Raw genomic sequence first — 15,717 nt, forward strand, 5'->3', positions numbered from 1 at the left:
CCGCGCAGCCGGTTGGCGGAGTAGCTCAGGTGGTTAGAGCAGCGGAATCATAATCCGCGTGTCGGGGGTTCGAGTCCCTCCTCCGCTACCAAAAAACCTCATAAACAATTGATAGTTAAATCTCCCACACAGTTGGATCAATCACCTGTGGATCGCCCGGGGTTGCATACAGGGTTTCAAATGCATGGGGTTGAATGCGATGGGATGGCGCGGACATAGCCGCATCTATTCTGAAACTCCCGCCTCTTCGATAATTCGGAGTTATCGCAACTTCGACATTTTTTGGATTGTCTGACGACACCTGGACCTACTGGAGAAGCAATGATCCGTTCAGCAGCTGTGCAGCAGGCAGTGGCTGGCTCAGCGTCCATGTTTGGAATTTGCTTTGCTGGCGTTTGTCCGTTTTGGGGCCGGGAGAAGACTGGCGGTTAGTGGCCGCAAAGTAATCTAAGTGGACATTCAAGTTGAGCAACTTCAATTTGGTTCTCCGCTCGGAACGTTGGTACTGGATGCAGCGAAGGTAAGCTCCGAGCCCAAAGTTTCCGATGCTGCACTTGGCACGAACAACTGAGAACTGCAGGAAGCTGACATTGAGCCTTGAATGACCGGCCCAAACCGGACTTTGCTTAGCCTTCGGCTATGTTGCGCCACAGCCCGGCAAAGGAAACGATCACTGCGCATACCGAACCTTGCCCGCATCCAATTCCAGAGTGAGGATAACGCAACAGTTTAGACTTTCTTCAATACGATCAATGTTGAGCAGTCGCGTCAACGGTACCGCCTCCCCCGGTCTGGCGACAGCGCTACCCGTCTCCGAATACATCAACCGCTTCTACAATCCACTAGCGCGCGAGGACCGGTTGCTTGACCACCGCGAAACGAGTAACCTAACGTCACGCAACCTAATCGATTACACTGTACTTATTTGGTCAACAACATTTGCTAAAATCGGTGCAAACATGAGCCTTTTTAAATGGATTTCAAACCAAGTTGGACGCCCTGCAATTCGGCCAACGCATATATGGGTCAAACCGCAAAACACCCGTACAACGGACGAAGTGGGTACAACTGCCGACGAAGGCCAGCATTACGTTCGTCTCTGGATTAGTGAATTGTTCCTCGAAAAGGACCGCGTCTGGTTCACAGAACGCAGCCCCATCGTCCATACCAGCGTGGGGTTGGAGTACGGCGATAACAAGGTCGAGTTGACCAACCTGTCCGGTAAACCTGGCTTCGACATAAAAACACCTGATCTAGGCAAGTCGATCCTGCGCAACTACAGACTCACGCCGCTCTTGCCGTTCAACGGAGGCACAATCGAGATTGATGCAGGTCTTGTGTCTGTCAGGGTTAACAATTTAGTGCAAGACTTCGCCGCCGTCGTCTCGGATGTAGCGGGTCTCCTAAATGCCCCACAAGCCAGTCAGGCCATAGGACTTGCGCAATCTGTGGCTTCGGGGGTGCAGAAGCTGCTTGGCGCAGGCGAAGCCGAAACCAAGCTTTATTTCCACGATACTTTGGCCGGATCCTCAGTTAAATCCGGCTTTCTTTTCCTGACGGCGCAATCGGAGGGTACACAAGACCCTGAGAAGATCTGGGTCACCGCCGATGGAGCACGCTACGGTTCCGGTCCTGCAGACCTTGGTCCATTGCCGTCGCAAGATTACATCGTGCTGCGGCTGGAGGTTGCGAGCAGCCGGGACGATTGGCGCTCCTTCACGGCCATCTCCAAGCCACTTGAGGAAGCAATCACGGCTTCGCAATTGGCCGAGGACACCAAGGCGGCGTTGTTGCTGAGCCAAGCCAAGGCGGCCGCGCTGGCGAGCGAAGACCTGACTCGGCTTGACAAAAGACGCGCCATATTGGGCATCCAAACTGAGTTCGACGAATTTGGTCTCGGCCTAGCCGGTCCCGTCAGGGCGGGACCATCCATCAACGTCCTGGAAAGCGCGGTAGCGCGGGTTACGCCAGAAGCTCTTGAGTCTTTCGACGACTCCGCACTGGAAGCATCCGCCAAAGATCTGGGCGTTCCGCTGACATCCGGGACGTGAGTGCGCTCCCGCTGGAGGTAACGACTTGTGCCCCAAGGCGACATTGATCCTCTGCTGACAAATGCATGGAGCCGCCGAGGCACTTTGAGGCTCAACGCGTGGCATGACGGCGACACATTCGCCGCACAGCGCACGGGCTACGAAACCTATGCCCCGCTTACCTTGCCGAGCAATAAGGACTGGCAACATCCGGACGTTGGCTGGGGCCTCGTGTTGCCAGACGCACCAGGTCTCGACCGGGATGCATTGGAGCGGGCCGAAGATGCGCCCGAACCGATCCGCTCGCTGCTAACTGCGCGAGCAACTCGCAACACCGTTGCGGGCGGACTCGCGCCGGTACTGCGCTATGACGCCTCCCTGCCGGCCGGAAAATTCCGCCGCTACGATCCCGGTGTACGCCCCCAGACGCTGGATGCATCTGCACATGGCTATGGAACTGGTCTCGGCTGTATTCCACGATACCTTCTGATATATGGCAGCCCTGAAGTCATACCCTGGCATGTGCAATACAATCTGAGTATCAACCGCCATGTCGGTCGGCTGGATCTGACTGATCCTGAGGGGTTGGGCACCTATATCGAAGCCCTGCTTGCAGGTTGGCCCATGGCCCCAGCAAATCCTGCTCGCCCACTGATTTGGTCCGCCCGCAGTAGCGGTGATGTAATGGGCGCGCTAATGCAGCGCGCCGTGGGCGACCGCCTTGATGCTGTTCTCGGCGACGATAAAGACATTGAGATGCACCGCTACCTCAATGGAGAGGCAGCTGTGGGCGAGGCCTTGATTAAAGAGCTGGGTGACTTGTCACCTGGCCTTGTGGTCACCACCAGTCACGGCAACATTGATGTGCACCCCGAAGGACTGGGGCTCGAAACCTTGGGGTCCCTCATTGGCAGCGACAACGAATTGGCTGCGACTGCCGATATAGTTGCGGCGGCCCCCGCGGGGGTGATTTGGTATGCCCATGCCTGCGCGTCAGCCGGGTCCGACCGCCCCTCCACTTTCTCGCAACTGTTCGAGGGCGACCAGGCGGGCGGCGCAGACCTCGCAGCGCTCGCGGACCACGCGGGTGCTCGCGTGGCGCCACTTCCACGCGCACTTCTGGGTCGCAAAGACCCGATCCGTGCTTTCGTCGGGCACGTTGAGCCGACCTTCGCCTGGACCCTCGGTGATCCGGACCGAATGACGGTCCTACCTTCCACTGTCGTCGCCTGCCTCTATACCCGTCTCTACCAGCCCGGCCCTCCGGCGCCGCTGGGATGGGCGCTGGAAGATCTACACAGGGAAGGTGCGAGTTTCCTTGCGGGGCGACAGGACGCGACGCACAGGTCCCTTGGACCGCCACTTTATCGGAAACTCGCGGGCCACGACCGACTTTCCACGGTCATCATTGGGGACCCAGTCGTGGCCCTGCCTAAGGTGGTCTGATGGCGCGTCATGCTCTCATCGTTGGCGTCGGCACCTACGACATCTCCGGCCATGATCTGGACACGCCGGTCGCAAATGCTCGACTGATGGCCGAAGCGGCCATTGCCCTGGGATTTTCTCCCCAAAACATCCACGTCATCGTGTCTGGCGCGAAAGAAGCTGACATCGCGGCGTTTAGGGACCTAGACTTGAACCCTGCGAGCACTAAAGCCACTCGCGCAGAGGTAGAGGACCTCTTGGTAAAAGACCTTGCCTCGTTCGCTCCAACGGAACTTTTGGTGTACTGGTCCGGCCACGGGATCGTACGCGAGGGACAGCGATACTTCCTGTGCGCCGATTATACACGGGATACCAACGACCGCCTTTTTAGCTTACAATTATTCCGAAACCGGCTGACCAGTCGCCTGTTCCAAAGTGTCGAAACCTGCTGGTTCACCGCCGATGTCTGCGGAAGCTCCACGGCGCTGCCAATCGGCACGCCTGGCACGGTCGTAGAACATGACCTTGCTGCTCCTGACTGCCTTTATGCTTTCGCCACCCCCGAGCTTGTTGCGGCCCGAAGCGCGGATGGGCATGGCGTCTTTACCGCACTCCTGTCCAATGTCTTCGCGTCGCTAACAGACCTTCCGACACCCAAAGAGCTTGCAGACAAGATCGAGGCTGAAGCAGCCCTTGGCCAACCTTTCCAACTGGTTGTCGAAGGGCAGTGCGGCGATCAGGCGTTTTCACGGCCGTTGCGGTTGATGGGTACGCCCGCTCCAAGTGGTCTGCCTTGCTACTTGGAAAAACTCTACACTGGTCTTTGCGAGGCTAAACTGCCCCTCAGCGCCGCCGAGGCCGCATATCGCGCGACATATTCAGCACTCGGAAACAGCAAGCTCGCCCTTCGCCCGCTCGAACTGAAGGACATGTTAACCGAACTGGCTCAAACCGGGGACGATCCCGACCAACCCACCCTTTGGCTTGGTGTTTTCGTCGCAGTCTTGAAGGAAAAACTAGGCAGAGACGAGGCCGAAATCCTCGGCGTGCTTCAGGGTTGGCAGGCAGCCGAAATTGGGGGCGACCTAGGGGAACGCGTTCGCCGTAAAAGCCGCCAGATCTTACTGGAGGCCGCGAAGCTTCTTGTTATCGAGGTCGAAACTCGGAGCCCCGACCACCTTGTTGAAGTCCGCACCACACTGCGGGAAGAGGACTTTCGCGCCTGCATCGAGCCTTCCACACTGTACGCAGAAGGTGTCGAGGTGGCGACATGGGACGAAGTGTTTGAGCGGCTAGTCGAAGAGATCGACCACCTACTCGACGCCGAAATCCTCAAATTCAGCATCCACGTGGTGGTGGGCCACGGACTAGAAACCATCGACCTTCATAGGCGAACTTGGGTGGACACTGAAACCGAAGTGACGGCGCCACTTGGCCAAGAATTCGGCATTTTGTTGCACTACATGCCACGGCACTTGCGCAAACCGACTCGGCGATGGCGAGGGGATCACCGCAGCAAGTGGCTGCGTCGCTGTGATCCCTTGCTGAGCGAGGCAGCTGGGAAGGTTGCCGGGTGGGTTAGTGTGACCAAAGCCGAACAGGCTCTCGCTGCCAATACGCTGACGCTATGCTACGTTAGTTTGGCGTCCAGCGCAGGCGATTGCGCCGATGTCGCGAAGATACTTCTGGATCAGGGAGCGCCCTGCATCTACTGGCATGATTCTGCGCTGACGGCAGAAAGGCCTCCCAGTTTGTCCGAAGACCCGGATCGTTTTTATCTTGACAAGATGCGGGACAAAATCAGGGACCTAAGAGCATCACAAGAAGCGCATGGTCCGCTCGTGTGGGACGTAATGCCCTCCCACCTAACGTTGCTTGACGGTGAAGGAGAAGAAGAGAGCCAATGACCAAAGAGACTTGGAAGATTTTCTCCCGCAGCGGTGGTCAGCACGACAAACTGGATGATATTCCGCCGCCGCCGCCGTGGCGTAGGTTCGGAACTAATAGAAAGATTACCCCGGCCGATGACTTGACACAATCGCGAGACATGGACGCCGAAGCTACCCGCGCCGAACCCTTCATCGTATCGGTCGAGATGGAGCTCGCGGTGAACACCGCGCTTTATTTGCGTCGCCCGTTGCTCCTGACGGGCAAGCCTGGGACGGGAAAATCGACGTTGATCGCTAAAGTCGCGCATCAGTTGAAGCTTGGACCTGTTTTGCGCTGGCCAATCAACTCGCGGTCCTCCGTGCGCGAGGGGATTTACGAATATGACGCAGTGGGCAGGTTGCAGTCGGCGGGGGAGCACGGGCAGCCCCCTAGCGTCGACGACTACCTAACCCTCGGACCTCTTGGTACCGCCTTGGCCGAACGCGAACGCCCGCGGGCACTCTTGATCGACGAATTGGACAAGTCCGACCTCGACTTCGCTAACGACCTTCTGAACCTTATCGAGGAGGGCGAATACGTTATACGGGAGCTTCAACGCATCGCAGGCAGTCATAAGGTGCGCGATTTCGAAAACAATGACGTTGATGTGACCAACGGAAAGTTGTGCGCGCAGTTCTTCCCCTTTGTGGTAATGACCTCGAACGGCGAGCGAGAGTTTCCATCTGCGTTCCAGCGCCGTTGTATCCGCCTGTCAATCGCTGAGCCCACAACCGAAGATCTGATAAGAATTGTAGAGAGTCACCTCGACTTTAGCTCTGCAAACCGCGGGGCGTATGCAACGCCGGACGAGCGTGCCGCAAGCAAGAGCGTCCAGACCGAAATCAGTGCCCTTGTCGACCAATTTGTCGAAGACCGACGAAGTCAGGAAATGTCGACCGACCAGCTACTCAACGCCGTTTTCCTAACTGTCGGAGTGCCTCATCGAACGCAGCGCAGTTTCGGGACCGACGAGTTAGAGGAGGTCAAGAAGATCCTCTACCGTTCGATTTCTGGTACCGTGACGTGACGCTAAAGGCATTCATCTCTGCCCTAGCCGACGACGAGGGCCCGCCAGCATTAGGCGAGATTCTAGACGCCTTGTGGCTCGCCGGGTTGGGCGTCCCCCTCACACTTGACTTCGACATAGAGAGGGCGCCGCAGCCCCTGACGCCGGAAGCGTCTGACGAGCAAGAAACAGCTTCAGCAAGGACCAGTGCCGACGCGCCAATTTCCTCTCAAGAAAAAAGCAGGCTGGCAAATGGCGGCACCCAGGAAACGTCACCGGAGGAAAGGGCTGGGGACGCGTTAGACGTATTCGAACGCGGACAGTTTGCACCGGGGGCGGACGGACGTCGAGCGAGCCCCATCATCGCTCCCGCCGCGCACACTATTTCCGAACCACTTCGAATTGCGCGTGCTGTGAAGCCTTTGCAGCGGCAGCGTTTTTCGTCCCGAAGGATGGAGTTGGATGAGGAACGTACGACAGAACTGACGGCGCAGATCCGACTTTCTTTCGGACAGGGAGTGTTTCTTGCGTTGCGGCCGCAGCGGGAGCGATGGTACGACTTGCACTTGATCCTCGAAGACGACCCTTATGCCGAAATTTGGGCGCCGATGCTGCGCGATTTCCGGCGCATTATGTCCGACACCGGTGCCTTCCGATCAGTCAGGCAATGGCGCCTGAGGCTCGGGCCTCACGACTGCAAGGGCACAAGAAGTAATGTCCCTGGTTCTGCGCTGGACGGTCCAGCTTCACAGGACAGAACAATAGTCGATGCTACACTTGAAAGTACTTCAGGTCAGCGCCTGCCGCTTCGGGGTCTAGCAGCCAATCGCGAAACTTTGATTCTCTTTGCCAGCCACGGGGAATCGCATCATTGGCTGACCGGCGTTTATCACGACTGCCTGAAGACATGGGCCAGTGCAAGCCTTGCACTATTACACCTTATGCCGCCCGCGCGTTGGTCTCGCATGGTGCTGGACACGCCACAGGGGATCGCCCGGTCTCACCAACCCGGTGATCCCGCTTCAGCACTAGAGTTTGAATGGTACCTTCGCCCCGAAGAAGACGCTGCAGAGTTGGCCTCCGATCCACCTTTCATATTACCGGTCACTTCAGTAGACCCGCAGATTCTGGGCGCCTGGACATCCATGCAGATGGGCCTTGGACACGGGCATGAGGCATATGCGTTCCGAAATGCCGATAGGGTTCCTGTTTCGGAACTCGAACAACCGCGCAGCGTCGTCCAGGTTGAGGCCACTGCGGCCCGCCGGCGCCGCGCCGAGGCAACCGATGTCGCACTGTCAAATCTGCGCAGGCGATCGCACGACGCCTTCGAACTAGCAATGTACCTTGCCCATGCGCCTTTCACCCTCCCGGTCGCGAGGCTCGTGCAGGAAGTCATGATGAAGCCTGATGGTGCGGCCTTGGCCACGCTCGTTATGAGCGATCTAGTGCGGATCAAGGATGGCGTCATCTCCGATAAGATGGAGATGACGTATTTTGAGCTCACTGAAGCGATCCGTGACGATCTCCTGAGCCGCCTGCGCAGAAGCGATATTGAGACGCTTTGCGTTTCCCTGCAGAACCACCTGTCGGCCAAACTTCGCAGCCTGTGCGACCGGGAGATCTCTTTCGACGTCCTCGTCGAGGATGCCGCTGGTCTCGAAGTCCTCCCAAACTGGGCGCAACCCTTCGCGCGTTTTGGCACCGAGGTCCAACGGGTGGTCCGCAAGGAATCCAAGGCAAAGCCCGCCACCGGCGGAGAAGTTTTGACAACGGAGGTAGGCAGCGAACAGAAAATAATACCGCGCGGTCTATCGCTTCATTGTGGTCTCAACACGATCGATCCCGAGAATTATGGGGGTTGGGGCGGTGCTCTCGCGGGCTGCGAAAACGACGCCATCGCCATGAGGCAGCTCGCAAGCTCGCAGGGTTTCGAAACGACGCTTTTACTAACGCAAGAAGCTATAAAAGACGTGGTGGTATCGAGCGTTCGACACGCAGCCTCCGTACTGAGTGCTGGCGATATTTTTCTATGGTCGTTTTCAGGCCACGCTCAAAGTCGACGTGATACCAAAAGCTCCAGCTCAAGTGCTACACCTGATGGACTCGCGCTTTACGACTCTTGGCTAACCATCGACGAACTTTACGAGCTCTGTTCCGAATTTGAGTCAGGTGTTCGTATCCTCATCGTCGCAGATTCTCACGCCGGCGCCCTTGTCCGACCTTCTGAACTCTCGGAGAAGGGGTGCTCTGCCATGGTACTACTCCTGAGCGCATGCGGGGAGGATCAGTTTGCTCAGGACGGTCCGGAATACGGAGTCTTCACAGGAGCACTATTGAAAGTCTGGGGAAACGAACAGTTTACGGGAGGTTACTCGGGTTTCCGCGATGCAATAGACGCCGAAATGGATGCCCCACGGCAAACGCCGAGCCTTATCTTCTTTGGAGCAAACATTAACGATTTCCTCGACCAGACGCCGTTCACGATCTTAGCAGATATCGACAACTCATCTCTCGACGCAAACGTCGAGACCAGCTTACCGAAGTACAATGACAAAGATAAGGTGGAATCAGAGGAGGAGCAAGATGTAAATCAGCATAGCAATAGCGCACTTGCCCGCTTGGACAAAAAATCATTTGGTGCTCTGCTTCGTCTCTGCTCAACCAATATTGATCTGAGCCCTGAAGATATCGAAGATAATTTATGGCATCAGATCAATGAACCCGAAATTCTAAAGATTACAGAGGATCGCAGAATTTGGTTCGAGCACTCCAATATACAACGTTTCAGTATGGAATTCGTAGGCAAACCATATCTTGGCCTTACGATTTTATGGGTGGATGACAATCCGGGAAATAATACCGAGTTTGAGATTACGTTGGCAAAAGGTGGAGCAAACATCAGGACAGAACGCAGTACCGAAGCTGCACTTGCTGACTCAGAGTTTCTTCAGAGATGTGACTTGGTCCTTAGCGATATGTCGAGAGAAGGGGACGATACGGCCGGCTATGAATTAATTGCCGCTTTGCGAAACAAGAGACCCTCTCTGCCAGTTATCATATTTGCCGGCTATACCTTATCTACTCCCTATCGCAGAAGGGAAGTTGTAACTTTTGGTGCATTCGGTGCGACAAATCGATCTGTAGAACTCATGGAACTCGTTGACCGAGCTGCCCTTGCCACGACCCTCAAAAAGGGCTCACCTGCAAGGATAGCGATTGAAGACGAGATTCTCCAAAAACTTCCCAAAGTTAGCAGAGACATTGAGGAAATTCCCGAAGGTGAGTTCTGTACTCTTGAAGAGATTTACGACTTTTTGTCGGATGAAGAAGAGTTACTTCCATCAGAAAAAATCATTGGTAACCTTGTATTTTTCCAGACAGAACGCCAGAGATCTTGGCTAATTGCAACAACAAGGCGCCTTCTATTTTTGCTAGATGATCCCGACACACGCGACGGCCGTTTTTTGGTTCAGAGGAGATCTCCCGTCGCAGAGTCTTTCGCGGTAAAGGCGAGTGAAAACGCCAAGGGTTCTCCAGTCGTGAGAATCGGAAATAACAATCTCGAGCCAGCTTGGTTCTATAGCGCTTCGCTTTTTGAGAAGCCAAGTGACATCGAAACAGCCATTCGTTCGCTGGTACAAAACGCTATGACTGCGGTTGAGAGAACAAATGGTACCGTAGCTAGCGGGAAATCGAAGTCGGCCTCAAAAAATGAGAGCAAATCGAATACCGAAGATACTCATCGCGATGAAGAAGAAGTAGAATTCGGTGACACTTCTCGAAATGATACCGATGGTTTTTCTGAAGCGTTTGGCAATGAGCGCATAGTAGGCGATACTGAGGATCGGTCGTACCTACCAATCACACAAGTGAAGGAAATTGCAAAGCTTGCCAATTCGGTCGGTAGAATCCGCGTAGGCTCTTCGGGAACCATTCATACAGGCACAGGTTTTCTCATTGGCGACGGGTTATTTATTACCTCGGCACATGTTGTACCTAGTCTAGAGGTTGCTATGGCGGCGGAGGTAGATTTTGCTTTTCAAGCTGGTTTGGATGAGTCTCCTGTGCCTGTTGTTCGTTTCAAGCCAGTACCTAACAGGCTATTCATAACCAATCGCGATTTGGATTACAGTATATTCTCGTTGAACTACGTATCTATAGATTCCTCACGTAATATTTCTGAATTTGGATCACTAGAAAGTAAATTGACTGAACACGAAGAACTGACCACTGGTACAAAAGTAAATCTAATTCACCAACCAGCAGATAGTCCAATGGTCGCAAGCATTGAATTTGGATCAATTTTGAATATTGAAGATTTTGTGTTCCACTACGACCACGCGACTGTACTAGGCTCAAGCGGAGCTCCAGTGTTTAACGAGGGACTAAAAGTTATTGGATTTCATCACGCCGCTGTATCGGGGCCCGATGGTAGAATGGTAGGTGAAGCTGTTCGATGGGTAAGAATTGCAGAGGATATCAAGAAGAGGATCAGTGGCTTAGAAAGTAACAATATTCAGAAATTGAGATCTTTGATTCCAGAGTGACCTGAGACCCCAGAACTCCCCCAGATTGGTGTAGAGTCTGTCGCAATCAGGAGACGGACGGCATGAAGCGTTCAAGGTTCACAGAAGAACAGATTATCGGCATTTTGCGGGAACAGGAAAGCGGGCAGAAGACGGCTGACGTTTGCAGGCGGAATGGGATCTCTGAAGCTACCTTCTACAAGTACACGGCCAAATTCGCCGGCATGGATGTATCCGATACCCGCAAGCTGAAGGCACTTGAAGACGAGAATGCGAAGCTCAAGAAGCTTTTGGCTGAGGCCATGCTCAACAACGCCATGCTGAAGGACGTTGCTTCAAAAAAATGGTAACGCCCGGCGCAAGGCGGGAAGCTGTGGCTCATCTGTGCTCCGGGCACGGCGTGAGCCAGCGTCGGGAGTGTGCTGTCTTGGCAATTGACCGGTCGAGTGTTCGCTATCGAAGCCTGCGACCGGAAGATGCAGATCTGCGTGAAGCCATGAGGCAAGTTGCCGGAGAGCGCTGGCGCTTCGGCTACAGACGTATTCACCTGATGCTGGAACGTCAGGGTACGCCAGAGCCTGTTCTAGGCTATATCCGGGCACCTCAAACGCAATCACAGCGTAGCCACCTTCTGTTTTAACGAAACCGGTAAAAAAGAACTGTCTCCCCGAGTATGCACCAAACAGATTTTTTGCATTTACGGTCCCACAAATTTTCCCACCTACCCCGCACATCTTGCGTGTAGTGAAGCGGAACGCTGGTGTAATACTCGACTAGTATATGCACGCTATGGTAGAATGATTCGGCTAAATCGATTACGGAGGGAAACAATGGATAATTACCACGTCACAAAAGACGGTAAGAAATGGAAGTTAACAAAAGAAGGTTCTCAGCGAGCTTCAAAAACTGCGGATACAAAACAAGAGATTATTCAAGAAACTCGCGATTTTATGGAAAGCAGAATTGGATCTGTGAAAATCCACAAAACTGATGGAAAAATTCAGGAAGAACGTACTTATCCCAGAAAAGTAGACCCCAGAAAAACGAAGGGATAAATAATTGACCAAAGACAAAATACAGGGGAGCTTAGATCTAAGTCGCGTAGAAACATTAAAATTTACCCACTCACTTTATTACCAACATGTAAAAACCAGCATTGGCGTTTTGTCTCACCTTGCTCTAGAAGCAGGGGATTGGGTCTTTAATGCTGTTGGTGTGAAAGATGACCTCTATGAAGTTACAAACGAATTGGGAGTTCGTTTCTTAGCAAAGCTTCAAGATGGCAAAGGCAGCAAAAAGGGAACTTACGAGATAAAAGGCTGTGTTGAGCGCGCAGACAAATCAGACGTTTCATTCTTTGACAAGGTGAACATCAACGGGGCCGGTGCGAACGGGCGGAGACTCCGGTCTGCCCAATTGGGTGCAATCTATTCCTTACTTTCACACTGGTCTCTTTCGAAAGAAGTGGCAACTGTAGTTCTTCCTACTGGAACTGGAAAAACAGAGACCATGCTTGCAACCTCTCTCGTTGACCAAGCAAAACGCACCCTTGTCATTGTTCCTACCATTGATCTCAAAGATCAAATTGCGGAAAAATTTTCAAATTGGGGAATGTTAAGAGAATTGGGCGTAATTCCAAACGATGCGCCCAACCCAAAAGTACTTGTATTAAACAAAACACTTAGCAACAAAAACGACGTCGAAATTTTGGAAAAAGCAGACGTCGTGGTATCGACGCCAGGTTTGCTAGCCAGATCACCTTTGGAAGCTCAAATTGAACTAAGCAACTTGTTCTCTCATGTTTATTTTGATGAGGCTCATCATGTTGTCGCAAATGAGTGGAACAATTTAAAAAATCTTTTCAAAAAATCAAAAGTAGTCCAGTTTACAGCCACACCTTATAGAAATGATCGACAACCAATCGAAGGAAAAGTTGTCTACAACTACCCTCTGTCTCAAGCTCTTCAAGATAACTGCTTCTCAAAAATTTCACTCGTTGCTGTAGAAGAGAGACACCCAAGAAAAAAAGACAAAGCGATTGCAGATGCTGCAATGAAGCGGCTGCTCGATGACCGAAAAAACGGTTTTAGCCGACACAAGATTATGGCTCGCGCAGATAATGCAAAAGAAGCGGATGCATTATTTGTGAAGTATCAAGAATGGTTTCCAGATGAACGGATTGTCGTAATACATTCAAAAACAGCGGGGAAAAAGGAATTAATTAAAGAAATAAAGCGTGGTCTATATAATATTGTCGTTTGCGTAGACATGTTAAAGGAAGGATTTGATTATCCCGATTTTAAGATTGCCGCAGTACACTCTGTACACAAATCTTTAGCTGTCCTTCTCCAGTTTATCGGTAGGTTCACTCGACCCCAAGACGGGCTTGGCGATGCCTCGTTTATTGTAAATTATGCCGAAGAAAAAATTTCTGTTGAGTTGGAGAACTTGTTTCAAGAGGGGTCTGGTTGGGAAGAAGTTATTAGCGAGATCGCAGATGCCAAAAAGGCCGAAGCCGAGTCTTTTCTCTCTTTTCTTCAAGGATGCGCACCATTCTCTGGATTCGATTCTCCGGACATAGAGTTAAACCCTAAACTTGTTTATCCAGCTCTGAGCTGTCTTTGCTTTAGCTGTGAAAGCGTAAATTGGGCAAATTTTAAAGACGCGTTTAACTTGAAGCAATACGCGCTATCCCAACCGTATTTTAACTCCGAAGAAAACATCTTTTACTTTACCACCCAAAAAAGGGAAAAGGTGAAGTGGGCACGCACTGAAAAAATGAGAGACCAAACTTGGGACCTTATTGTCATGCATCACAATCAAGATAAACAGCTACTTTTTGTCGGGTTTTCAGAAAAAAGGCTCGATGTCCGTAAACTGGTTGATAAGATATCTGGGATAAAGGCATCTCCTCTGAATGGTGATTGTGTGTTTAGATCGTTTGACTCAATCAAACGACTTAGCATCGTGCATGCAGGCATCTTTAAGCCTGCCAATCATCTACATCGATATTCTCGCCTAAGTGGCGCAGATGTAACAACTGAGCTTGAACGATGGAAAGCGGGCGCCCGATGTCAAAAATCTGACTTTGTTGGCGTAGGTTTTAGGAATGGCTTTCCAGTGAGTGTTGGTGCCTCTGTCAAAGGCAAGATCTGGAGTCCTGCTCGAGTAGGAAATCTAAAAGAATGGAAAGAATGGTGCCTAGAAGTAGGACGCTTAGTTACTGACACAAAAATAGATTCTAACCAGTTGCTTGAAGACTCTGCTTCAAAGATTCAAATAGATGATTATCCTGAAGATTTGATCGTATTGGCAGCTGATTGGGCAGAGAATCTTTATGACAGGATGCATAAACTTACGCTTGAGACGCCTTCCGGTCAGTCATTTATGCTGTCCGAAGCTAGTCTAAGATTTTTGGCGTCGAAAGGAAAAAAAGCTGACTTTACGCTCGTAATTCCGGACCAAGAAATTTCATTTTCTATTCTGTTGGGCGGGGAAAGAGGTCATGAAGTTCTCGGTATCGACGACTCCCCAATAAAAATTGAGGGACTGAAAAGCGTAGCATTATCTCTGAAGCAATTTTTTCAAGAAAATCCGCCAACAGTGTTTCTGCTAAATGGGTGCACAATTTCGGGATGCATTCATACTGACTATGGGGAAAGCGGGACACAGATTATCCCTGAAGAACGGCTTGAAATCCTTGATTGGGAAGGTGTCGATTTTAAGGTTGAATCCTTATACAAATCTCGCACCAAGCGCGATGCATCTATTCAAGAATACATGATGAAACACCTTCTTGATGAAGGTGCTAGGGTTGTATTCAATGATGACAATGCTGGCGAGTCCGCGGACATTGTTGCAATTTTTTTAGATGAAGAGCGGGTCAAATTCAAAATCGTTCACTGCAAATATTCAAAAGATAAAGCAGGTAGAAGACTCTCAGATCTGTACGAAGTTTGCGGACAAGCAATTGTATCTTTACGCTATAAATGGAAACCAGAAGAGCTTTTGAAACATATGGCTCGTAGGAACTCGACGGGCATCTTAAAGGGCTTAAGGTTTTTCTATGGAGACTTAGAAGACCTCGAAGAAATCAAAAAAGCACTCAAATATTGTAATGTCGTATTTGAGTTTGCGATCGCTCAGCCCGGTGTAAGCTCTTCTGACCTCTCATCGGAAATGAAAACATTGCTGGGCTCTGTGTATTCTACAATAGCTGAAATGACCGAAACTAGACTTCATTGTTACTTTAGTTCCTAATACAGGAATGGTTTGCCTCACTTTTCTAACTCAAGAAAATAGTCCACGGTTACAATGTGCACCTCGGTTAGCCTTACAGCGAACACCCGGCTCTCGCCCATCCCGCTATATGCTGCATCAGAGTTCAATGTCTGCTTTTGAACTCATTCTTCTATGCGGTGAACGACCGGGATTGGCGCGCAAGCCTGCCACGCTCGACACCAATGCAGTGTGACTCGATGCTCGCTGTCGGTCGATACTGCAGTCAGTGGGCGGGGCCGCTGGATCGCCTTGATCAATTGTAGACAAATTCCCACGGCCCGCGCTCAACTATTTCGTAGCAAACAGACCTCTCGCCTCCTTCTCTCCTGCTGATCCTTTGACCCAGCTCCATGGCGCGCGCGGCTTGTGCAGCTTCGCCAATTCTGAATGCTTCTTAGGGTCACGAGCGGCGGTGCGAAGGCGTTCGCGGGCTTCACGCCGGTCGAGCTTCAATTCGACGCAGAGCTGCTTGAGGGTGATGATGTCGGACATTGATCGTCTCCTTAGGTTCAAGACG

General features: G+C 52.0%; 8 protein-coding genes, 1 tRNA gene and 1 pseudogene. 9 read left to right on the top strand and 1 reads right to left on the bottom strand.

Going from position 1 to position 15,717, the window contains the following annotated elements; translation table 11 throughout:
- Window positions 1-14: 14 nt before the first annotated feature.
- From RBB49_RS04385 to RBB49_RS04425, 9 genes and pseudogenes are all read left to right on the top strand, one after another.
- A tRNA-Met gene (locus tag RBB49_RS04385) sits at window positions 15-91 on the top strand.
- A 664-nt stretch (window positions 92-755) separates the two neighbouring features.
- Window positions 756-2,051, top strand: a complete 1,296-nt coding sequence (locus tag RBB49_RS04390) for a hypothetical protein (RefSeq protein ID WP_306141471.1) — start codon at window positions 756-758, stop codon at window positions 2,049-2,051.
- A gap of 27 nt (window positions 2,052-2,078) precedes the next feature.
- A complete protein-coding gene (locus tag RBB49_RS04395) occupies window positions 2,079-3,476 on the top strand; it encodes a hypothetical protein (RefSeq protein WP_306141472.1) in 1,398 nt (465 codons plus the stop codon).
- On the top strand, window positions 3,476-5,362 hold the full coding sequence (locus RBB49_RS04400) for a caspase family protein (RefSeq protein ID WP_306141473.1): 1,887 nt from the start codon (window positions 3,476-3,478) through the stop codon (window positions 5,360-5,362). The genes RBB49_RS04395 and RBB49_RS04400 overlap by 1 nt, the downstream gene beginning before the upstream one ends.
- A complete protein-coding gene (locus RBB49_RS04405) occupies window positions 5,359-6,411 on the top strand; it encodes a MoxR family ATPase (protein ID WP_306141474.1) in 1,053 nt (350 codons plus the stop codon). The genes RBB49_RS04400 and RBB49_RS04405 overlap by 4 nt, the downstream gene beginning before the upstream one ends.
- Window positions 6,408-10,940 carry an SAV_2336 N-terminal domain-related protein gene (locus RBB49_RS04410; protein WP_306141475.1) on the top strand — a complete coding sequence of 1,511 codons (4,533 nt, stop codon included), beginning with the start codon at window positions 6,408-6,410 and terminating at the stop codon, window positions 10,938-10,940. The genes RBB49_RS04405 and RBB49_RS04410 overlap by 4 nt, the downstream gene beginning before the upstream one ends.
- Window positions 10,941-11,002: 62 nt before the next feature.
- Window positions 11,003-11,487: pseudogene (locus tag RBB49_RS04415) on the top strand (transposase); the annotation flags it as partial.
- 262 nt (window positions 11,488-11,749) lie between these two features.
- Window positions 11,750-11,974: a DUF2188 domain-containing protein gene (locus RBB49_RS04420; RefSeq protein ID WP_306141476.1), complete on the top strand. Its 225-nt coding sequence runs from the start codon at window positions 11,750-11,752 to the stop codon at window positions 11,972-11,974.
- 4 nt (window positions 11,975-11,978) lie between these two features.
- On the top strand, window positions 11,979-15,179 hold the full coding sequence (locus RBB49_RS04425) for a DEAD/DEAH box helicase (RefSeq protein ID WP_306141477.1): 3,201 nt from the start codon (window positions 11,979-11,981) through the stop codon (window positions 15,177-15,179).
- Window positions 15,180-15,488: 309 nt separating this feature from the next.
- On the opposite strand, the gene RBB49_RS04430 is transcribed toward RBB49_RS04425, so the two are convergent.
- Window positions 15,489-15,692: a hypothetical protein gene (locus tag RBB49_RS04430; protein WP_306141478.1), complete on the bottom strand. Its 204-nt coding sequence runs from the start codon at window positions 15,690-15,692 to the stop codon at window positions 15,489-15,491.
- Window positions 15,693-15,717: the final 25 nt, after the last annotated feature.

The organism is Roseibium sp. MMSF_3412 (assembly GCF_030733265.1).
Lineage (GTDB): Bacteria > Pseudomonadota > Alphaproteobacteria > Rhizobiales > Stappiaceae > Roseibium.